We start from the raw sequence: 21,352 nt of genomic DNA, 5'->3' as shown, positions 1-21,352 counted from the left end.
CTTTGAATCACTATGACTGAAAATAAACAAAGCCCATTTGCAACCAACTTGCTGAATAAAACCCCAACACAGCAAAAGATGCAGTCGGCAGAAAAAGAGCTAAAGAAAGTTCAGCAAAAACAAAAGTCAGAAGCCGTTAAAACCGAAAAAGCGCAAGCCGTTGAAGCGCAAATCACCAAAATGGGTAAACCGTTTTGGTGGATGTTGCTGATGTTTATCTGCTCGGTAGTGTACTTATTTCCTGAGGCTGTCTTTAATGCTGCGCTAACTGATGTCGCTGGCGGCAGAAATTCAAGTGAAGAAGACTTACGTGCAGTCGAGCTATTTGGCCGCACAATTAGTGGTATTGGTGTCACTTTATTATTGGCCGATTTATTACTTAAAGGCCGCAGAGTTGCCAAAGTTGGCCGCGCATTCGCTTACTTTGGCTTAATTGCCTTGATTGTTTGGCCGACAGTGTTTTTTGGACAGAAATGGCTAGTTGATCATTTCATTATTGATGCCTCATCACCTGAGGAGCGTCAACAAGCGTACTTATCACAAGTATTACGCAGCGCATTGATTGAAAACTCGATCCAATTTGAAGGCATTGATTACGATCCTAATCGTGAACATAACTCCACTGAAAAAACCTTTTTGTCTGTCTTTGGCGGCTTAGTGTATGCCGACGATAAATTGGTTGATGATTTGAAACAAAAAAAACGCATGATCATGGAGAAGTTTGTCCGCGATCGCGCCATGTCTAACTTTGATCAACACTACGGCGATTACGATGATTTTCGCCAGACCTTACGCGGTAAATATACCGAATATGCTGAAGGCTCAAATAAATACAACAAAGCACTAGCAAGCTCACCGCAACGCTCAGATGAATACTGGTTAGATACTCAAAATCAGGTTAAACAAGGCTGGGAGAAATACCAAAAAGGCGTTACCGCTTATGAAGCTAGAGTAGAATCTCGCGCCCAAAAAATTGCCCCTAAAATGTATGACTTCTTTGAACGTCGTAATAAATGCGCTGATATGAAAAAAGGCAGCAGCAAGAATCGCTGTTTTGAGCGCCTGCAAACCGGTTACGACAAAGAAATTGCCAAGTACAGCATCCCTTATATTCCACCAGATGACTGGTTAATCCGCGAAGAGATCTCAACCTCTGAAAACGTCGGTAATTCAATTATTACTGGCATTATGACCTTTGGTTTATTTACTGCCATGCAAGCGGCTGACGCAGCAACGGGTGGCGATGCTGGCTTTAAAGATCATCGTATGGTGTATACCAATGATGTGAACCATTATAAGAATGTGTTGATGGTGAAAATGGAGCCTGATTTTATAAAAGAGTCAGGCGGTTATCCTTTAGGCATTCAATATATTCATGACTTTAGAGTTCATGAAATCACTAGCGTGAAAGTGAATAAAAAGCTTAAACAGAAAGGCTTAAACTTACCCGCCTCTTGGTCGCTCACTGACCGGAACAGCTTTGATAATGCTGTGGCTAAAAAAGTGCGCCAACAAGCCGATGCTCAATGGCGTTCTGCGATGAAAAAGCAAGGTAATGACATGCCACCTAATCTTAGCTGGCAGCAATTCCAACAAGAAGGCGATGTGCAAAAACGCATTCAACGCCAAATGAAAGAGTTATATATTAGCCCTACATTAGCCGATTGGAATAACCGAGAGTTTAAACAAAAAATCATTGAGCCCAATATTGCCCGTAAGACCACGGAATATCTCAATGTACTTGAAGCGCAGCAAACTGAATTTGCTGATGGTGGCGCATTCGAATCTACTGGTAAATCGGCATTACGAGCCACAATTGTCCCACCGATATCCATGTCTATCAGCTTAGCTTTGGTGTTATTAACTGTATTGAAACTGCCTATGAAAGCTGTTGAATTAGTACAAGTTAAGCGCGCAGCTAATGATACTGAAGCCCCTAAAACCAAAGGCTACATTAAAGCCAGTATTTCTGGGGTGATGCTACTGGCTATTTTTGTGGTGCCATTAACCATGGGCAGTAACCAATACACCATGAAAGACTCGGCGCTTCATTACTTTTTTGAGCAAATGGAAAAGAATGATTCGGCCAGTATTTCCTATGCACTGAAATGGCTATTAGTGACTCAACCTATCGTGCAACCTATTGGAACTGGTATCGATCAACGCTTGTTTATCACCAAAGGTTTTGACGCCATCAGTGAGCCAATTAATCAGTTCGACTTAACCTTGATGCCAGAACATGACACCAGCGTTAAGTCAACGAGCCATCAACAAGCGCAAGTGTTATTGCCATTAACCATTAATACCAATGTGACTGATGCCAAAATCGCCGTAATGAACATCAAACCGAAATATCGAGCAGGGATGATGTTACCCGCAGGCGGCTATGATGTAAAAGTATCAGCACAAGGTCATGAGCCAGTAAGAAAGTGGGTGTATTTAAAGGTAGATAACACCGACTTTACGATTAAGCTTTAGAACAGCTAAGCAAATTAACTAAATAGATTAACCAAAATTATCACGCATTGATTTATAGGAAGTATTACGTGAGTAAATTAGTACAATTTCAGGATTTTATCCGCAGTAATGGTAAAGACCTCACTGGCGTTGATGTGCCAGTTGTTTTGAGTAATGAAGAGGCAAAACTACCCGAGCTTAACTTTACCTTTGGCTGGACAATTGAGATTGGTGTTAGCGAGCATGAACATGGCGGGTACTGCCCTGCTGGAATAAAATCAGGCAGTGCCTCAAATGCTTGTGACTGCGCTAACGATAAAGCAAAAGAGTATGTCAGCGGCCAAAATTCGTTATTTAACGATCGTTTTATCAAAATTCTCGGCCCAGATATCGCTGAAAACTTTTTAATTAAAGACCGTGGTTTAAAGTCTGCACCTGAAACCTACGTGGGTAGCAAGGTTTGTTATAACTGCGGTGGCTCAGGTAAACAAAGCTGCGGCAGCTGTCATGGTCGTGGCAGTACTTCTTGTAGTAGCTGTAGTGGTAGTGGCCGAAACCATGTGACCCGCTACGAGAATAACCGCACGGTACATACTACAGAGTCCTGTTCATCTTGTGGCGGCAGTGGTCGTAACACCTGCTATAACTGCGGTGGTTCAGGCAAGGTGACATGCTGCACCTGTGATGGTGGCGGTTACCTCTATTTCAGCTACTCCATTGACGGTGAAGCCAAAAGAAGTACTAGGTGGGAATATAACACTAGCGATTACCATGAGTGGACCTCTGATTATGTCAAAAAGACAGGGCTTAAATTAGTCCACAACTTAGACGATATCACAGAGGTTGATGTAAAAGGCGCATTGGGAGGTTGTACCTTTATTTATGCCTTTAAGGCCAACTTAACGACGCTACAATTTACTGCCAATATCGATAAAGTCGATACCACCATGTGTTTTGCGGGTAACAAAAATAGTACCCATAATGCTGGCGGTGTATATGATCCTGCGGTATGGAGTGTGGCGCAAAAGCTTGCTGGCGGTAGTAAATCAGATGATAAAGTGGCATTAGCCACTCCTGCAATTAAAGATATTGTTGAATCAAACGAAACCAAAACAACGATTGCGCTATTAGATGAAAACTGGGTTTCAAGTGATATTAAAGATGCGGTGATATCAAATTATCAAACCTTAGTGGCTCAACTTAAAAAGCAAAGTGTGAAAGGCATTGGGCCTAAAATGATAGGCAGTTTATTTAAGTTCGCATTTTTATTCCTAACCTTAGGGATTTTGTTTGCGGCTATGTACCCTACATTTGCACAAGAGACAGCATATCGCATGAGTGTTACCCAGATCCCTGAATGGATGTTGGCGGTATTGACCATGAAATTTGGCTTATTTGGCTTACCTGAATGGTGTAACTACCTGTTCGTTATTGGCTTGTTCTGGCTATGCTTTCAAGGCATTAAAAAGTGGTACTGGAAGAACATTGGCCCTGGAAAAGTATGGTTACTGGCACTCAGTTTAACCTTGCTAATACCTCACATTTGCTTCAGTTTGTACTATAACGGGATAACAGTGGTTCAACACACACTTGAAGTTGCCAATGCATTGATGGCAGCATCAATAATGGTAGGCTTATACTTCATGGTTATAGGCACAAAACTGCCGAATAAATGGTACACCAAAATCCTTGGGTTTATTGCAGGTATAGGGGCTTACTGCGGTTTTCATTATGGTTTGTATTTATTAAATGCCCGAGTTGGTTTTATCGAAAACCATGGAAGATACCCATCTGAGTTATTGGAAACATTGCAACCTGGTATGCAATTTATGGCTGAAAACCTAGTTGAGTGGGTCATGTTAACCGTGATATTGGCCTATTTCTTAACTCGCCGTCAATTCTGGCTAAAAGCCAAAACAGCAGTGGCAGACTACGATAGCCCTGTGTTACTTAAATCGATGAACATGGAAAAGTAGCCTTACATCGATAATATAAAAATGAGCGCCGATGGTATTCGTATCATCGGCGTTTTTTTATCATATGGCAGATGGATTTTTAGCCATATAAGCAAATGCTGGTTAATCAGTACATTATCTTCTTTGAGTTTTTCACATATCAGGCTAACCTGCAGTTAGTTACATATTTTATTCATAACGCTATTTTATTTTTCATTTGTATGTAGATGGAGTATTTCCTACCTATGAGCATGACGCGTTTTATGACTGGTTCACCCCAATACCAGTCGGCTAATCAGACCTATATCACCCATTTTTCTTCAGCTAGCTCTGCCTCCGATGAAGCCACGGCAAATACAGATAAATTGTACCGACATTCATTTAATAGCCCACATGATGCAGAGCCATTATTCGATAGCCGAAATATGAGCCGTGACAGTATTCGTCGTCACATTCGCCAAGAGCGCAACGCAATTCCTCAAGCAGATCAGAATCAACTGGCATTAATTGCTAGTCGCCATTTGTTGTCTGAAATCCAACGAATTTCAGCCAAGCGAGTCGCGCTATATTTAGGTTTTGATGGAGAACTCGCCACCAGCAAGTTGATTGAAGCGCTGTGGAAACTCGATGTGGAAGTTTACTTACCTCGCCTGCATCCTTTCGCTAAAGGCCATTTATTATTCATGCGTTATAGCGCCGATACTGAGATGGTTAAAAATCGCTATGATATTGCTGAACCTAAATTGGATATTCGCCACATGGTGACCGTTGAAAACCTCGATATGATTGTTACACCGCTAGTGGCTTTTGATGATCAAGGTAATCGAATGGGCATGGGGGGCGGCTTTTACGATCGCACTCTAGCGCAAGTTAAAGAAGGTAAACCGTTAGCAGTAGGCTATGCTCACGATTGTCAGCAAGTGAGTTTTTTACCCGTTGAGTACTGGGATATTCCTCTACCTGTGATTATCACTCCTACAAGGCGAATTGCCTCAGCCAGCTTAACCTGAGCAAGGGTTATTAGTTAGACTAATATAAATCAATAAAGCCGTTAATCTACTGGGATTAACGGCTTTTTAATTGGCTGAGCAAGGTTAAAGGACACCTTAAGGTAAAGGTTAACTGGTCGCTTTATCTAGCGCTTGGCTCACGTCGGCAATGATATCGTCAATGTGTTCAATACCCACTGAAATACGGACTAAGTCTTCTGATACCCCCGCTTTAGCTAACTCGTTTGCATCAAGCTGACGATGCGTCGTACTAGCTGGATGACACGCCAGTGATTTCGCATCACCGATATTGACTAGACGTAAAATCATTTGCAGTGCATCAATGAACTGACCACCAGCAACTTTGCCTGCTGCAGGATTTGCTGATTTGATACCGAAACTAATAATGCCTGAGGCTTTCCCTGCGGTGATTTTTTGGCAGCGTTCATGCTGTGGGCTATCTGGCAGGGCGGCATAATTAACCCAACTGACAGATGGATGCGCTTGTAAATACTCAGCTAACGCTAATGCATTACTGCAATGACGCTCCATTCTTAAACTTAGGGTTTCTAAACCTTGTAGTAGCAAAAAGGCGCTTTGTGGTGATAACGCCGCACCAGTATTTCGCAGCGGCACAACTCTACAACGACCAATGAATGCTGCTGGCCCGAAGGCTTCGGTGTATACTACACCGTGATAGGACGGATCTGGCTCGTTTAATAACGCAAATCGTTGTTTGTTCGCCACCCAATCAAACTTACCTGAGTCGATGATAACGCCACCAATTGTGGTGCCATGGCCACCAATGTATTTAGTCAGTGAATGGATAACAATATCTGCGCCGTGATCGATAGCGCGGCATAACACCGGAGTAGCAACGGTATTATCCACCACCAAAGGTACACCATGTTTATGAGCAATATCTGCTAAGCGCTGTAAATCAACCACGTTACCAGCTGGGTTACCAATAGATTCACAAAATAGCGCTTTGGTGTTGTCATCTATCAGCGCTTCAAGCCCTACATAATCATCATATGCCGCCATGCGCACATCAATACCTTGGCGCGGCAAAGTATGGGCAAATAAGTTGTAAGTACCACCGTATAGCTGACTGGTGCTAACGATGTTGTCGCCCACTTGCGTTAACGCTTGAATGGCATAAGTGATCGCCGCCATACCAGATGCGACAGCTAAAGCTGCAATACCGCCTTCAATGGCTGCAAGGCGCTGCTCGAGCACATCGGTTGTGGGATTCATAATGCGGGTATAGATATTACCAGGTACTTTTAAATCGAATAAATCAGCACCATGCTGAGTATCATCAAAAGTATAAGAAGTAGTTTGATATATCGGCACTGCAGCGGCTTTAGTCGTCGCCTCTGATTGGTAACCATGGTGTAACGCCAATGATTCCAGCTTCATCTGTTTTGAAGTATTTTCCGCTGTCATAGTGCCTTCCTTTAATGAGTAATCACAATAATGAGAGATTCATTTAATGAATCTCCACACTAGCAATTAGACATCTAGAAGTCTAAAACTTTTTTACTTGATGTTGATTTTTATACTCAACAAGCTATTTAAGCTGCCTGCCACCATCAACTGCGTAGCTTCTTCCTGTCACATATTGGCTCGACAATAAGTAGTCTACTAATTCGATAATTTCACTGTTACCTGCTTCTTTAGGCAATATCGCTTTAGCTAACGCTTTGACTTTATAAGCGTCATCATCGCCTTCATTAAATAAAATCATTGCAGGAGCAATGGAGTTTACTTTGACTGCAGGAGCTAATTTGGCGGCAAATGACAAGGTCATATTATGTAAAGCAGCTTTACTGGCCGCATAGGCAATATGCTTCTGACTGCCCTTTTCAGCGACATAATCAGTAATGTGAATGATATTACTGCCACCAACACTGTCACCCGCTGAGGCTATTAACAGGTCCGCTAACGCTAAATTTATTTGATAGGGTGCACTGACATGAATGTTCATCATTCGCGCCATAATATCGGCAGAAGTAATCTCTGCACTGGTTTTATCATTATGCCAATCAGATGCGTTATGAATGATGCAGTTTACCTGTGTATGCTGAGCTTTAATCCGACTTAGCATGTCATTGATTTCATCAGCTTGGCATAAATCGCACTGGTATAAATCTGCGCCTAGTTCGAGTAATTCATCTATCGATGGGTAATGACTTCTAAACGTGCCTATAACGTTAAAATCTTGGGCTAAAAAATGCTTCGCAAGTGCATATCCTATGCGTTTACCTACACCTGTTATCAATATGGTTTTGTTCATTTGAATTCTCTTTTAATGATGACAGAAAAGCACAAAGGCCATTAGCGCTAACTAATGGCCTACTGACTATCATTCATGACTTATATAAGTTAATCAACTGTGTATGCACTAACTTCTTGAGAAAAACTCAGCTCTTGAAGCAGGGTTATTTTTAAAACAACCGCCTAAAGCAGAGGTTGTGGTATGGGATTGCGTGTCTGTTACTCCACGTGACTTTACACAGTAGTGAGTTGCGTTAATGCTGATGGCCACATCATCGGTTTCAAGTAACGTCTGCAATGCCACTAACACTTGTTGAGTCAGTCGCTCCTGCACTTGAGGTCGCTGGGCAAAAAATCGCACCAAGCGATTAATTTTAGACAGCCCGATAATTTTCTTTTTCGGAATGTAAGCCACATCGGCTACACCGTCGATAGTAATGAAGTGATGTTCACAGGTGCTGACCACACTGATATCACTGACTTTAACCATTTCCTCGACACCCATCTTATTATCGATTTGAGTGACTTTAGGGAACTGGTGGTAATCCAGGCCGGAGAAGATTTCATTGACATACATTTTAGCGATTCGATGAGGTGTTTCGCATAAACTGTCGTCGGTTAAGTCTAACCCTAAAGTTGACACAACCTCTGTCATTAACCCTTGGATACGTTCTATTTTTTGTTCATTGGTCATGTCATTTTCGACCAATGGCGTTTCGAGACCTCGTTCAATAAGAACTTGCTGCACTTTACGTGCTTCTTCTGAAATCATGTGTTTTCCTTATGGCAACCCGTGCCAAATAAAAACCACACCGTTACGTGAAAGCTTACTAGGCTTTCGCTTATTTGCGCTGCTCTAAAGACAGTGAAACAGAGTCGGCAAAACGTAAAGCATGAGGTTTATCAATCGTTACTCGAGACATGGTAATTGATGGGTGCTCGCTGCATATCGCCAGTACATCTGCGACGAGTTTTTCTAGCAATAAAAAACGCCCTTCTTCCACATGTTGAATAACTTTTTTAGTGATAACTTTGTAGTTTAGTGCATCGGCAACATCATCTGTTTGAAACGACTTGTCCGCGGGATATTGGATTTCAATATTAATCACAACATCTTGCTGCTTTTCACGTTCGTCTGGATTAAAACCAATGAAGGTGCGTAAACGAAGATTAGTAACTTTAATAATAGCTTGGCTAATAGACATAGTGAGCCTCTTGTGAATACATAAACGTGATACGTGAGAATGAGCAAGTTAGATCACATAAAAAAGAGCCAACGTTTTTACCGTTGACTCTTATAGTTATAGCGATAAATCGCCAATTTTGCTAACTAAAACTCTTTATAGTTTCGATACTTAACTTTAAAGAAGATAATATAGAACACTGGCACAATGATCAGAGTCAACATGGTGGCGACACCTAAACCAAACATTACCACTGCCGCTAACGACTCGAAGAACGCATCTGTCAGTAGCGGTAACACCCCTAAGATAGTCGTCACTGCAGCCATACAAACAGGCCTTACACGGCTGACTGTGGAGTTAAATACTGCTTCGAAAGTTTCAATACCCTCATTGATATCTGTATTAATTTGATCAAGTAATACAATGCCATTTTTAAGCAACATGCCCGATAAACTGAGCATCCCCAGCAGCGCCATAAAGCTAAATGGCTTATCAAGAATAAGCAGCCCAGATGTAATACCAATAATCGCCAACGGTACACATGCCCATATGACTAGGGGTTTTCTTACTGAGTTAAACAAGAATACGGTAATCAAAAACATGAACAAGAAACCTAATGGTAATGTCGCAAATAGTGACTCTTGTGCATCGGTTGATGACTCGTATTCACCGCCCCATTGCAGCTCATAACCTACCGGCAATTCAAGTGCTTCAACCTGAGGTTTTATTTGGGTAAATAACTCAGCAGGCAAGATATCATATTCAAAATCAGTATCAGCAAAGACGGTTAACGTCCGTTTGCGATCGCGGCGCTGAATAATCGGATCTTCAAATTTAACTTCAAAACCATCCACCACTTGTTGCAGCGGCACGAATGCACTTAACGCAGGACTCCAAATACGAATACTTTCCATTGATTCAATATCAATACGTTCGTCTTCAGGTAAGCGTCCGATAATCGGCAACAGCGTTGTCCCTTCACGGTACACACCAATTTGCATACCTGTGAAAGAGAATTTAAGGGCATCGTCAACTTCACTTTTAACAATACCTAATCGACGTGCTTGGGTTTCATTAAAGCGCGGTGCAATGTATTTAACTCGTTCACGCCAATCATGGCGAACGTTAACAGTGGCTGGTGTGGCGTTAAAAATCTCCATCACTTGAGCAGCAATAGTACGCAGTACATCAGGATCTGCCCCACTAATACGGGCTTCAATTTTCGCATCTGTCGATGGACCAATCTCTAGACGCTTAAACTTAAGTTGCGCTTGTGGATAGCTTTGCTCCACGTCTTTTCTAAACTTCACCATCACATCGGTTAAGGTTTCAAAGTCAGCAGTACGAATCGAAATTTGTGCGTAGGATGCGTAGTTTTTCTCAGGTGAATAGGTCAGCAAGAAACGCGGAAAACCTTTACCTATGGTCGAAGCCACATACTCAACATTATCCAATTCAACCGCGATCGCCTCCATTCCTTCAACCACTGTTTGGGTTTCACGAATATCAGTGCCTTCTGGCATCCATACATCCACTAAGAATATCGGTGTTGTCGATGGCGGGAAAAACGATTGCTTAACAAAGGCAAAGCCGTAAATGGACACACAAAAGGCTATGACTACCGCAATGACACTGACCCAGCGAAAACGCATACATAGATCTAGCAACACTTTGTAGTAAGTGAAGAATGCGCCGCCATAAGGATCTTTTGGCTCACCTTCTGTTTTTTGAGCTTCTGAGCCGAAGAATAGTTGCGCGAAAAATGGCGTGATCGTAATCGCGGTAATCCAAGATAAAAACAGTGAAAACAGTAATACCCAGAATAATGACCCCGCAAACTCACCGGTTGAATCCGGCGATAAACCAATCGGCGCGAACGCAGTAATAGCAATTACCGTTGCCCCAAGTAGTGGCCACATGGTTTGCTTAACAATTCCTTGTGCAGCCTCTAAGGTAGTTTGCCCTCGCTGCCTACCAATGAGTATGCCTTCGACAATCACAATGGCATTATCCACCAGCATCCCCAGTGCAATAATCAGTGCCCCTAATGAAATCCGCTGTAGCTCAATTTCAGCTTGCAGCATCAACATAAAGGTACCTAAACAGGTTAAAAATAAGATTAACCCGATTAAGACTCCTGACTTAAAGCCCATGAAGACTAATAAGACACCTACAACAATGACAACTGCAGCAATCAAGTTCCATACAAAGCTGCCTACCGATGCATCCACCTCGTTAGGCTGGTTATACATGGTTTCAATCACCATCCCCGCAGGACGGACACTTTCAATACTAGCAAGCTTGGCATCAATGGCTTTACCCACTTCAACTACATTCACTCCAGTTGAAAATGAAATACCAATATTAATGGCATCATGTTGATCAAACTTAAGTAAGTTGGTGGGAATATTTTGAAAGCCGCGGGAGACTGTGGCGACATCTTTTAAATAAATGAGTTTGTCACCCTGAGTCCCTGGAATAATGAGCTCTTCAAGCTCACTGACAGACTTAAACCCACCACTGGTACGGATTTTTAAGTTATCAGCAGACACCCGAATATTACCCGCATCTGAGACCATATTTTGCGAGTTAAGTAGATTTTGGATCAACGCAGGATCAATGTTGGAGCTCGCCGCTTTGTTAAGCGACATTTCAACAAACACTTGTTCTTGCTGATTACCCGCAAGTGAGACTTTACCCACGCCCGGAACTAATTCTAGCTCGCGTTTAACATAGTCAACATAATCAAGAATATCACGGTAGCTATAATCGGTACCGCTCACCATCAACATGATGCCGTACACGTCACCAAAGTCATCATTAACAATTGGTGTTTGCACCCCTGGCGGTAAACTGGCAGACATGTCATTGACTTTACGGCGCAGCTCATCCCAAATTTGTGGTAATTCTTCTGGGCCATAAACGTTTTTCATAGTCACTGTAATTTGCGACATTCCAGACGTACTCAGCGAGCGTATATAGTCCACGTAAGGCAGAGCTTGAATCGCTTTTTCAATCGGGTAAGTAACTTCTTCTTCAACCTCAGTTGATGTCGCCCCAGGGTATAAGGTCACGACCACAGCATCTTTAATGGTAAATGGTGGGTCTTCTAACTGACCAAGCCCAGTGAACGCCATCAAGCCGCCAATCAGTAATATCAGGGTAAACATCCAACTGATAACGGTATTTTTTACAAAGTAGCCTGCTATATTCATTACACACATTCCCTTGTATCGGCTGAGCTGTTAGCGGTGATTAAGCTGTGTTGACGAATAACGCTAATTTGATTGTTATGACTCATCACTAGCCCTCCTGCAGCAATTGCACTTGCTGACCTTTTACTAACCGAGCAGCGCCTGTGGTAATGATGGTTTGACCATCTTCAAGTCCACTGGTGACTTCAATTTCATCACCGACAATCACCCCTAAAGTCACTGGCTGGTACTGAATAGAATTGTCGCTGGCGTTATAGAGCCACACACCACTTTTTTGCGAGTCAATATCACTGCCGTCTTGCATAACAACGGCTTCTATTGGCACTAAGAATTCGCGGTGATATGTGTAAGTCATGTCGCTTAAGTTAACCTTTACTTTGGCAGGCATGCCTTCAAGCACTTTGTATTTAGGGTCTAAATCTACTGCGATTGTCGCAATATAAGTGGATGTGGTTGGGTCTTTTTCAGTGTTAACTTCCAATAACCGCCCTTTAAAAGTGGTGTGCGGAAAAGCTTCAAAGCTCACGCTTAATAATCCAGGTTTCTGCCTGTCCTCTTGCTTTTTCGATACCGCAATTAACATATCAGGGATTTGCACATCGACTTCAATACGTTCAACTTTTTGGATGCTCAGTACAGACACCCCAGGCTGCACGTTCTCAAATGACTCTAGGAATACATCACTGACAATGCCTGAGAAAGGCGCTCGAAGCTCGGTATATTGCAGATTTAACTGCGCTTGACGCTCCTCAGCTTTAGCCACTAAATATTGGGCGTTCATTTGATCGTATTCAGATTGAGCCATCAACTTGCTTTCAACCAACTGTTTGCCACGCTGAGCCTGTTTAAGACTGACTTCCATTCGAGCTTGGCGATCGCTTAAAGCAATGGTGTAATCACGCTTTTCAAGTACGGCTAACAAGTCACCTTTTTGGACAACTCCGCCCTTTGTTGCAGGGATACGCTCTATTCGACCTTCAACACGAAAGGATAAATTGGTTAAATCTTGTGCCCTAGCAACACCATTAAACTCACGCATAACGTCATTGTTTGTATGGGGTAAAGTGTAAGTTTTCACTAAGGTTTTAGTCGGCTCGATATTCACGGTTCGATCGCATGCGGATAAGCTCAAAAGCCCTATCCCCACCAGCGCAATGCTATTGAATCTAGAATGCGGAATTCCTTTCATTTTATAGCCCTCGCTCTTTAATCCATTTAACTGCAGCTTGGCCATCTTTAAGCTCAGAAGCACCCGCAACCACTAACCAATCGCCATCATTTAACCCAGACATCATCCGAGTTCCCTGCAGCTTAACAGGCACCTTACTCACTCGTTGTTGTGACGGTGACCAAGTAAATACATAAGCTTGCTGGTTTTCTACCACTACTGCACCATCAGGGATTCTAGGATGCGCATCGGCGGTTCTAGCTGGGAGTTTGACTTTTACTCTAGCGGACATTCCAGGCAGGACATTCAGTTCTTCTGGCATAGGGAGCGTTAAGATAATGGTGTAACTACTAGTAGTGGGGTCGGCTACAGTATTGAGCTCTTTTAAACGTGCAGGGTACCAATGGTCGCGGCTATCAAATTTAACTTCGATGTTATCAATATCTTCTATACTTTTATCTGATTTTTGTAAAAAACCAATAAATTGCTCGGGTAACTGAAAGCTGATATCAGCAGCGGAGTCAGTACGTATTCCCATGACTTCTTCTTGAGCTTGAACAAATTCAAATTCACGCTTACTACGTTTAGATATCACCCCTTGATAGGGTGCTCTAAGCTTAGTATAAGTGACATCGGCTCTGGCTTTATCTAATGCTGCTTGTGCAATAGTGTAATCACTTTTAGCTTGGTCATAATCATTACGAGATACCACGCCCTGCTCAACCAGTGACTCATTTCGCTCAAATAACACTTTAGCCAACTCATACTGAGCTTCAGCGACTGCAAGTTGTTGCTGGTAAATGTCACTGTCTAAAATAGCTAAAATATCGCCCGGTTCAACAGGATCACCAGGCCTCACTAATATCTGTGCAATCTCACCCGCCACTCTAAAAGATAATGCTGCCTTTTCAGATGCTTTCACTTCGCCGGGCAAGAAACGCTCACGGTATTCGGTACCAACATCAACTTGAATAACTTTAACTGGTCGTGGGATCACAGTATCGGATACTTCGTTGCTATCTTCGGCAACGGCAGTATTGAGAAAAAGGCTAGAAATGACAGCGGAAATTAACACTAAAAAGAAGTAAACTGGCTGAGTTTCTTCATATTTTGTTCCATCAAAAAGTGAGCAATTAATTTGATACTAACACTCAATCACCCCTCATAATAGGTGCGGCACTACACAAAAAAGATCCAATCTGCGACATTCAACGTAATAATTCCTAACCGAAACAAGTTGAGGCAGTACTATGGAATTACGTATTTTTTATGATAGCGCTTGTCCATTGTGTAGCAACGAGATGCAGCAACTTAAAAAGCACGATCGTTTGCACAAAATTGAGCTTGCTGATTTAAACCAAGAAGGCTTCGAGCAAAAATATCCTCATATTGACCTCACCGTTGCCAATTCTATTTTGCACGCTGAAACTAATACCGGAGAGATTTTACGGGGCCTTGATGTCACTGCCAAAGCATGGGCACTAACAGGAAAACATAAATGGATACAACTGCTGAGGCTACCTTGTGTTAAACCTTTTGCCGATGTGGCATATCGTGGTTTTGCCAAAAACCGTTATAAAATATCTTACTTGTTAACCGGTCAACAACGCTGTGAAACAGGCAGTTGTAACCTCAAATAATCATGAGTAACTATAATAAGTATGAATAATCCCGTGCTAAAGCCCGTTACTTCTGCCGTTATCATTGGTTCATCTTCAGGCATTGCCAGTGCCATCCTTGATGAACTGATTCAGGATGGGCATATCGAGCAGATCATAACAGTGAGCCAAAATGAGAACTGCAAACTCAGCATAAATCACCTCGATGACATAAATCACATACATCTGCTGTCGGATTATTCAGCGCAAAGCATTGCCAGTATTTGCCAAGATTTATCATCAATTAAAGGCCATCTGGTCAAAGTGTTTATTTGTAATGGCAGGCTGCATTCTTTAAATAGAGCAGATGAAACTGCAATAAGCCCAGAAAAACGCTTAGAAGAAATTACCCCTGAATCCATGCAAGCTTTGTTTCACTCAAACACCATAGTGCCCATGCAGTGGTTGCAGCAGATAACGACTGTGGTTAATAGCAAGCAAGCTTGTATTATCAGTGTATTGAGCGCCAGAGTCGGCAGTATCAGTGATAACCAGTTAGGTGGCTGGTATAGCTATCGCGCCTCAAAAGCCGCTTTGAATATGTTGCTTAAAACCACAGCGATTGAATATGCTCGCAGAGCCAAAAACGTCAAACTGATTGCCTTTCATCCTGGTACTACCGATACCGAGCTTTCTAAACCTTTTCAAGCAAACGTACCAAAAGGGAAACTGTTTACAGCGGAGTTTGTTGCTAAAAAATTACTGATTATTCATCAACAATTAGTCTTCGATGGCAAAGCGGAGTTTTTAGATTGGCAAGGAAAAACCATTGAGTGGTAATTTGGCCAATGGATAATTGAGTAGATTGCTTAATTACAGGCACAAAAAAGCGAAGCTCAAGGCTTCGCTTTTAAAGTGAATAAACCAAGTGGCTTATTTAACGAATTCAACACCTAGGTTGATATCGCCTTTTAACGTATCAAGCATTGCATCGCGAGCATTTGCTTCAAATGCACTTACTTCGCCGTAAGCTAATACTTTTTCTACGCCGTTTTTACCTAATACTACAGGCTGCGCGAAGAATTCAGCATGTTCGCTGCCGCCATCTACGTATGCACATTCAACCACGTTCGCTTCACCTTGAAGGCCACGAACTAAAGAAAGGCCGAAACGACATGCCGCTTGACCCATTGAAAGTGTCGCACTACCGCCACCGGCTTTAGCTTCAACAACTTCAGTACCAGCATTTTGGATACGAGTTGTTAATGCAGCAACTTCTTCATCAGTAAAGCTTACGCCTTCAACTTGAGAAAGTAGTGGAAGAATCGTTACACCACTGTGGCCGCCGATAACATTGATGTTCACGTCAGCTACGTTTAAGCCTTTAAGATCAGCAATAAAGGTTTCAGAACGGATAACATCCAGTGTAGTCACACCGAATAAACGGTTCTTATCGTAAACACCTGCTTTTTTAAGAACTTCAGCAGCAATAGCAACCGTTGTGTTCACTGGGTTTGTGATCACACCGATTAATGCTTTAGGACAAGTTGCCGCTACTTTTTCAATTAGGTTACGTACGATACCAGCGTTGATGTTGAATAGATCTGAACGATCCATACCAGGCTTACGCGCAACACCTGCAGAAATAAGAACAACATCAGCGTCAACTAGCGCAGGAGTTGGATCTTCACCTGCGAAACCAGCAACTTCAACGTCTGTTGGGATGTGGCTTAAATCGACAGCGACACCTGGAGTAACAGGAGCAATGTCATAAAGAGACAACTTTGAGCCTGCTGGAAGTTGAGTTTTTAATAGTAAAGCTAGGGCCTGGCCAATACCGCCAGCAGCACCAAGTACAGCTACTTTCATAATTATCTCCGATAACGTTCTAGTGTTTGACTTCTAAATGTATGATTCGCAGTTTGTGACATAGATCATATTTATTGTGGCGTCACATTACTGCATCAGCGACATAATTTCAATTATCCCTTAGTGGAGTACGGCAATTTACTTATTCTAAGATATGTATATAAATAATCACTGATTTAAGCACTTACACTGTAAAGTGAATTTTTATTCAACAAAACAGCTTATTTCTTGACTTGTGTTGTTTATATATTCAAAATGAACCCGTTTTGTGAATATATTGTATTCATTTTAAAAATTACTAATAAGACGAAGAAAATATGCCAGCGACCAAGAATCAGGATGAACTCGTTAGAACGTTTAAGTCGATACTAAAGGAAGAGCGCTTTGGGAGCCAAAGTGAAATCGTAAACGCGCTGCAAGCGGAAGGTTTTGGCAATATCAACCAGTCAAAAGTTTCGCGTATGTTGAGTAAGTTCGGGGCTGTACGTACCCGAAATGCGAAACAAGAGATGGTGTACTGTTTACCTGCTGAATTAGGTGTTCCAACCGCAGGAAGCCCGGTCAAAAACTTAGTACTCGACGTTGACCATAACCAAGCAATGATTGTGGTTCGAACAAGCCCAGGTGCTGCACAGCTTATCGCGCGCTTGTTAGACTCAATAGGTAAACCTGAAGGAATTTTAGGTACCATTGCTGGGGATGATACGATTTTTATCTGCCCATCTAGCATTAAGACTATTGATGATACGCTTGAAACGGTTAAGTCACTGTTTAACTTTAGCGAATAGCTGTTGTAAATAATCACAGCAAGCAATACCAAGATGTTTGCGAGTATTATCCAATAAAAAAGCAATGCTTAAGCATTGCTTTTTTATGTCTCAAATTTGAGTAATGACTTGTGCCATTACAATGAGATTAGTCGTTAGCAAACTGCGCTAAAAAGTCTAACGAAGGCGCAAAGAATGATGACCCCGTTAATGCTTTAGTAAACTGCATTAAGTGATCATGATTTCCGTGACCATCGCCATGCACCATGCTGCGAAGCATTTCTTCAAAATGAGTCGGCTTGTTACAAGTAGAGATAAACATCAAACCTTGCTCTCTGAGTGAGCCAAACGGCATACTTTGACGTAAGATTTCCATTGAATTGCCATCAGCATCTTTCAAGTTAACGCGCTTGATATGGCTGGTTAAAGGCTTATCTTCTGATGCGTATTCAATATCATCTTGCTTAGTACGGCCGATAATATCTTCTTGCTTTTTCTGCGGCAGACGGTTCCATTTACTTAAGTTATGGGCATATTTTTGTACATGCACGTAACTGCCACCTTTGAATTGAATATCTTCATCAGCGACTAAAGCAACTTCTTGTCGGCTGCGCCCTTTCGGGTTTTCAGTACCGTCAACAAATCCAGTTAAGTCACGGCTATCCATAAAGCGGAAACCACGCTCTTCTTCAATCAGTTCAACCAAACCTTCGAACATTTGGCTAATTTCATTAGCAACCAAGTGCAGAATATCGTAACGGTCACAGCGAATATGCATGAATAAATCATACTCTATAGCTGGCGCGTCACGGTTGCCTTCTTGCATTGCTGGGAATGGACGTAATTGAGCTGGACGTTGCTCACCGTAAATGGTGTCCCAGTAGTTAGCACCAATTGCCACAAAGCCATTAAAAGCACTGTCGGCGTATTGATCTGATAACTCGTAAATATATTGAGCAACATTGGCTAAACAAGGGCGCAGTTGAGTTTCAACGCCGTCATTTGCATTAAACATCAAGTAGACGCTATGCAGATTCCCTTCAGCACAAACTCCTAACTGTTCACGAGGCATATTCTGTGTTTCCATGTTGGAATCAACCACCTTTAACAATAATAAGATTAAAATAGTGTAAGGTAATTGAGCAATTTAATCCTTATGCTCTATCTCAATTTTCAGTCAATTTAGACTTAGGTCACTAAAAAACCACTAACGGGTGTGCCGATATTGATAAATTGACTTTCTGACCTAAGGTCAGCGTGGTTAACTGACTTCTAACTTCGAGCGTTTGTAACCCTACTTTAACCCAATAATGACAAATTGTACCTAGAAAACGGCGTTCTAAAATTTCGCCATGTCCTTGAGCAGCAGGTTGTAAATCAATTTGTTGCGGTCTTAATAGTAACTCGCCTTGGCTATTAAGAGGATGACTAAGCTCATTTGTACTTTCAATTAAGCCTAATATTGAAGATACCTGAGTCGCACTCTTAATCGTCACGGTTATATAGTTACCCTCACCTAAAAATTCAGCCACATAACGTTCGTTAGGCTCACCATATAACTCTTCAGCTAAGCCATGTTGTACAATGCCGCCTTGTTTGAATAATGCCAATTTATCGGCAAATACAAAGGCTTCATCTTTACTGTGGGTTACAAATACTGCACTAACATTACGTTGCTTTAGGATTTGTCTGATTTCTAACATCATTTCACTGCGCACTTGCGAATCAATATTAGAAAAAGGCTCATCGAGCAATAATAATTCCGGTTGATAAGCTAACGCTCGAGCGATGGATACTCTTTGTTGCTGCCCGCCAGATAACTCATGTGGGTAACGTTGACCAAGTCCTTCAAGCTTAACTAATTGCAGCATGTCATCAAGACGTTCACTGCGCTCTTTTGCCGTTAAATCTTTAACGCCAAATAATATATTGTCACTAACGGTTAAATGCGGAAACAAAGCATAGTCTTGAAAAATCATCCCTATGCCACGCTTTTCACTTGGTATAAACACATCATCAGCACTAAGCGATTGGCCATTAATCGCTATGCTGCCTTCGCTGATCGCTTGTAGACCAGCGATTGCACGGAGCAATGTGGTTTTGCCACAACCACTAGGGCCTAAAAGAGCTACGATTTCACCCTGCTCTAATGTCAGATTTAAGCCATTGAGAATCACCTGTCCTTGGTAGTCACTTTTTACATTTTTAATGGTCAATGTGGACATATTAGCTCTCTTGCTCCAACGAACGGTTAAGGTAAATCAACGGGATAAGTCCAACAAGAACAATCACAATAGCTGCCAATGCGCCGTGCTCTAGTTGCTCATCTGAAACGAATTGAAAGACATGAGTTGCAAGGTTTTCAAAACCAATTGGGCGTAATAATAGTGCTGCTGGCAGCTCTTTCATACTTTCAATAAACACTAACAGCGCACCAGCAAAAATACCTTTGCGTAATAAAGGTAAATGCACTCTCCATAATAACTGTCTTGGCTTTTGCCCCATGGTAATGCTCGCCATATCTAATGAAGGCGAAATACGCTTATAACTGTTTTCAATGCTGCCAATTGAAATCGCCACAAAGCGAACACAAAAAGCAAAAATCAACGCAAAGACACTACCAGTAAATAGTAAGCCTGGGCCACGAGCATCAAAATAGTCATAAATATCGTTAATAGCAAAATCCAGATAGGTTAATGGTACTAACACCCCAATGGCTAAGACGGTACCAGGTATTGCGTAACCAGTACTACTCAACCTTGAAGGTAATATGTCACTTTTGCGCGGGCTAACACGCCTGATAAACATCATCACTAACGCAAGCACGACACAAATAAAACTCACCACTGCTGCAATGTATAAGCTATTAAAGCTGTATTGCCAGAAGCGGCTATTCCAACTCTCGTCGAAGTAATCGATGGCATAACCGGCAAGCACGGTAAACGGCAATAAAAAAGCTAACACGATGAGCAAGCTACAATAACCAAATGATAGCCATGCTTTAAAGCCTGATAAATGATAACGGTCAGACTCGGTTAAACGTGATTGCTTTTGAAATAGCTCTTGTTTACGGCGGGCGAAGCGCTCGAACCCAACCATAGCGAAAATCACTAATAACATGATGGCTGACAATTTAGCTGCAGCTGACAAACTGCCATATCCAAGCCATGTGTCATATACAGCCGTAGTTAACGTCGGCACAGCAAAGTAACTTACGGTAGCAAAGTCTGCCGCAGTTTCCATTGCCACCAAAGCCATACCTACCGCCAAAGCCGGCCTTGCCATTGGCAAGCCTAAACGCCAAAAACTTTGCCAAGGACTACAGCCCATAATACGTGAGGCATGCAATAAGCTTGAGGATTGCTCCATAAAAGCAGTACGGGCCAGCAAATAAATATAAGGGAATAACACCAAGGACAGCATGACCGCTGCGCCGCTTAAGCTACGAATATCAGGGAAATAGTAATCTTGAGGGGAAGTCCAACTAAATGCTTGTCTTAAAAATCGCTGTATAGGACCAGCATAATCAAGCATGTCGGTATACACATACGCCACAATATAGGCTGGCATAGCAAGGGGCAGCAGTAATGCCCACTGAAAATAGCGACGGCCAGGAAAGTCACACCTTGCCACCAGCCATGCTGCAGGTACGGCAATGACTAAAGAACCGAGGCACACCTTCAGCATCAGCAACAAGCTGTTACTGATATAGGTAGGTAAAACGGTATCCATTAGATGACTAAAAACAGCTTCGTCAGGTAGTGTAGCTTGTACTAAAAGTGCAAAAAGCGGCAATATTAATATTACCGCAATCGCATAACCAGCGAGCGACCAGCTTCTGGTTAAGCCTAAGATCATAAATACTTTCCA

Annotated in this window: 17 protein-coding genes; 6 read left to right on the top strand and 11 right to left on the bottom strand. The window is 42.2% G+C overall.

Going from position 1 to position 21,352, the window contains the following annotated elements; all coding sequences use genetic code 11:
- The first annotated feature begins 12 nt into the window (after positions 1–12).
- The 3 genes from AC0L4E_RS02875 (at position 13) to AC0L4E_RS02865 (ending at position 5,422) form a co-directional block, all read left to right on the top strand.
- Positions 13–2,478, top strand: coding sequence for a hypothetical protein (locus tag AC0L4E_RS02875; protein ID WP_473677913.1), 2,466 nt, complete (start codon positions 13–15; stop codon positions 2,476–2,478).
- 68 nt (positions 2,479–2,546) lie between these two features.
- Positions 2,547–4,433: a hypothetical protein gene (locus AC0L4E_RS02870; RefSeq protein ID WP_473677912.1), complete on the top strand. Its 1,887-nt coding sequence runs from the start codon at positions 2,547–2,549 to the stop codon at positions 4,431–4,433.
- A gap of 224 nt (positions 4,434–4,657) precedes the next feature.
- Positions 4,658–5,422 (top strand): 5-formyltetrahydrofolate cyclo-ligase, encoded by a 765-nt coding sequence (locus AC0L4E_RS02865; RefSeq protein WP_473677911.1) that lies wholly within the window; start codon positions 4,658–4,660, stop codon positions 5,420–5,422.
- A 108-nt stretch (positions 5,423–5,530) separates the two neighbouring features.
- On the opposite strand, the gene AC0L4E_RS02860 is transcribed toward AC0L4E_RS02865, so the two are convergent.
- From AC0L4E_RS02860 to AC0L4E_RS02830, 7 genes are all read right to left on the bottom strand, one after another.
- Positions 5,531–6,823: an O-acetylhomoserine aminocarboxypropyltransferase/cysteine synthase family protein gene (locus AC0L4E_RS02860; RefSeq protein ID WP_473681486.1), complete on the bottom strand. Its 1,293-nt coding sequence runs from the start codon at positions 6,821–6,823 to the stop codon at positions 5,531–5,533.
- 151 nt (positions 6,824–6,974) lie between these two features.
- The gene (gene folM / locus AC0L4E_RS02855; protein WP_473677910.1) at positions 6,975–7,700 is read right to left on the bottom strand and encodes a dihydromonapterin reductase; all 726 of its coding nucleotides are present in this window, start codon (positions 7,698–7,700) and stop codon (positions 6,975–6,977) included.
- A 108-nt stretch (positions 7,701–7,808) separates the two neighbouring features.
- Entirely contained in the window at positions 7,809–8,453 is a 645-nt protein-coding gene (gene folE / locus AC0L4E_RS02850; protein WP_473677909.1) for a GTP cyclohydrolase I FolE, read from the bottom strand.
- 70 nt (positions 8,454–8,523) lie between these two features.
- Positions 8,524–8,880 (bottom strand): dihydroneopterin triphosphate 2'-epimerase, encoded by a 357-nt coding sequence (gene folX, locus AC0L4E_RS02845; RefSeq protein ID WP_153912748.1) that lies wholly within the window; start codon positions 8,878–8,880, stop codon positions 8,524–8,526.
- A gap of 131 nt (positions 8,881–9,011) precedes the next feature.
- A complete protein-coding gene (locus tag AC0L4E_RS02840; protein WP_473677908.1) occupies positions 9,012–12,080 on the bottom strand; it encodes an efflux RND transporter permease subunit in 3,069 nt (1,022 codons plus the stop codon).
- Between the two features lie 88 nt (positions 12,081–12,168).
- Positions 12,169–13,269, bottom strand: coding sequence for an efflux RND transporter periplasmic adaptor subunit (locus AC0L4E_RS02835; protein WP_473677907.1), 1,101 nt, complete (start codon positions 13,267–13,269; stop codon positions 12,169–12,171).
- A gap of 1 nt (position 13,270) precedes the next feature.
- The gene (locus tag AC0L4E_RS02830; RefSeq protein ID WP_473677906.1) at positions 13,271–14,323 is read right to left on the bottom strand and encodes an efflux RND transporter periplasmic adaptor subunit; all 1,053 of its coding nucleotides are present in this window, start codon (positions 14,321–14,323) and stop codon (positions 13,271–13,273) included.
- Between the two features lie 175 nt (positions 14,324–14,498).
- On the opposite strand from AC0L4E_RS02830, the gene AC0L4E_RS02825 reads away from it, so the two are divergent.
- Positions 14,499–14,888 carry a thiol-disulfide oxidoreductase DCC family protein gene (locus AC0L4E_RS02825; protein WP_473677905.1) on the top strand — a complete coding sequence of 130 codons (390 nt, stop codon included), beginning with the start codon at positions 14,499–14,501 and terminating at the stop codon, positions 14,886–14,888.
- Between the two features lie 33 nt (positions 14,889–14,921).
- Complete coding sequence (locus tag AC0L4E_RS02820) at positions 14,922–15,686, top strand: SDR family NAD(P)-dependent oxidoreductase (protein ID WP_473677904.1); 765 nt, start codon at positions 14,922–14,924, stop codon at positions 15,684–15,686.
- A 93-nt stretch (positions 15,687–15,779) separates the two neighbouring features.
- Here AC0L4E_RS02820 and mdh read toward each other — a convergent pair whose 3' ends face one another.
- Positions 15,780–16,715, bottom strand: a complete 936-nt coding sequence (mdh, locus tag AC0L4E_RS02815) for a malate dehydrogenase (protein ID WP_220753464.1) — start codon at positions 16,713–16,715, stop codon at positions 15,780–15,782.
- A 317-nt stretch (positions 16,716–17,032) separates the two neighbouring features.
- Here mdh and argR point away from each other — a divergent pair, with 317 nt between their 5' ends.
- The gene (gene argR / locus AC0L4E_RS02810; RefSeq protein WP_473677903.1) at positions 17,033–17,503 is read left to right on the top strand and encodes a transcriptional regulator ArgR; all 471 of its coding nucleotides are present in this window, start codon (positions 17,033–17,035) and stop codon (positions 17,501–17,503) included.
- 127 nt (positions 17,504–17,630) lie between these two features.
- Here the strand turns inward: argR and AC0L4E_RS02805 are convergent, their stop codons facing one another.
- The 3 genes from AC0L4E_RS02805 to AC0L4E_RS02795 form a co-directional block, all read right to left on the bottom strand.
- Positions 17,631–18,569, bottom strand: coding sequence for a Dyp-type peroxidase (locus AC0L4E_RS02805; RefSeq protein WP_473677902.1), 939 nt, complete (start codon positions 18,567–18,569; stop codon positions 17,631–17,633).
- Positions 18,570–18,678: 109 nt separating this feature from the next.
- Positions 18,679–19,707, bottom strand: coding sequence for an ABC transporter ATP-binding protein (locus AC0L4E_RS02800; protein ID WP_473677901.1), 1,029 nt, complete (start codon positions 19,705–19,707; stop codon positions 18,679–18,681).
- Position 19,708: 1 nt separating this feature from the next.
- Entirely contained in the window at positions 19,709–21,340 is a 1,632-nt protein-coding gene (locus tag AC0L4E_RS02795) for an ABC transporter permease (RefSeq protein WP_473677900.1), read from the bottom strand.
- Between the last annotated feature and the right edge of the window lie 12 nt (positions 21,341–21,352).

The organism is Shewanella sp. GJ50-10 (genome assembly GCF_055808815.1).
The sequence above is the reverse complement of the archived record's forward strand: the minus strand, read 5'-3'. Positions and strand labels throughout refer to the sequence as shown.

Coding starts and splice junctions, on each gene's coding strand:
- AC0L4E_RS02875 (WP_473677913.1), top strand. CDS start 13: ATGACTGAAAATAAACAAAGCCCATTTGCAACCAACTTGCTGAATAAA.
- AC0L4E_RS02865 (WP_473677911.1), top strand. CDS start 4,658: ATGAGCATGACGCGTTTTATGACTGGTTCACCCCAATACCAGTCGGCT.
- AC0L4E_RS02860 (WP_473681486.1), bottom strand. CDS start 6,823: ATGAAGCTGGAATCATTGGCGTTACACCATGGTTACCAATCAGAGGCG.
- folM (WP_473677910.1), bottom strand. CDS start 7,700: ATGAACAAAACCATATTGATAACAGGTGTAGGTAAACGCATAGGATAT.
- folE (WP_473677909.1), bottom strand. CDS start 8,453: ATGATTTCAGAAGAAGCACGTAAAGTGCAGCAAGTTCTTATTGAACGA.
- AC0L4E_RS02840 (WP_473677908.1), bottom strand. CDS start 12,080: ATGAATATAGCAGGCTACTTTGTAAAAAATACCGTTATCAGTTGGATG.
- AC0L4E_RS02835 (WP_473677907.1), bottom strand. CDS start 13,269: ATGAAAGGAATTCCGCATTCTAGATTCAATAGCATTGCGCTGGTGGGG.
- AC0L4E_RS02825 (WP_473677905.1), top strand. CDS start 14,499: ATGGAATTACGTATTTTTTATGATAGCGCTTGTCCATTGTGTAGCAAC.
- mdh (WP_220753464.1), bottom strand. CDS start 16,715: ATGAAAGTAGCTGTACTTGGTGCTGCTGGCGGTATTGGCCAGGCCCTA.
- argR (WP_473677903.1), top strand. CDS start 17,033: ATGCCAGCGACCAAGAATCAGGATGAACTCGTTAGAACGTTTAAGTCG.
- AC0L4E_RS02805 (WP_473677902.1), bottom strand. CDS start 18,569: ATGGAAACACAGAATATGCCTCGTGAACAGTTAGGAGTTTGTGCTGAA.
- AC0L4E_RS02800 (WP_473677901.1), bottom strand. CDS start 19,707: ATGTCCACATTGACCATTAAAAATGTAAAAAGTGACTACCAAGGACAG.
- AC0L4E_RS02795 (WP_473677900.1), bottom strand. CDS start 21,340: ATGATCTTAGGCTTAACCAGAAGCTGGTCGCTCGCTGGTTATGCGATT.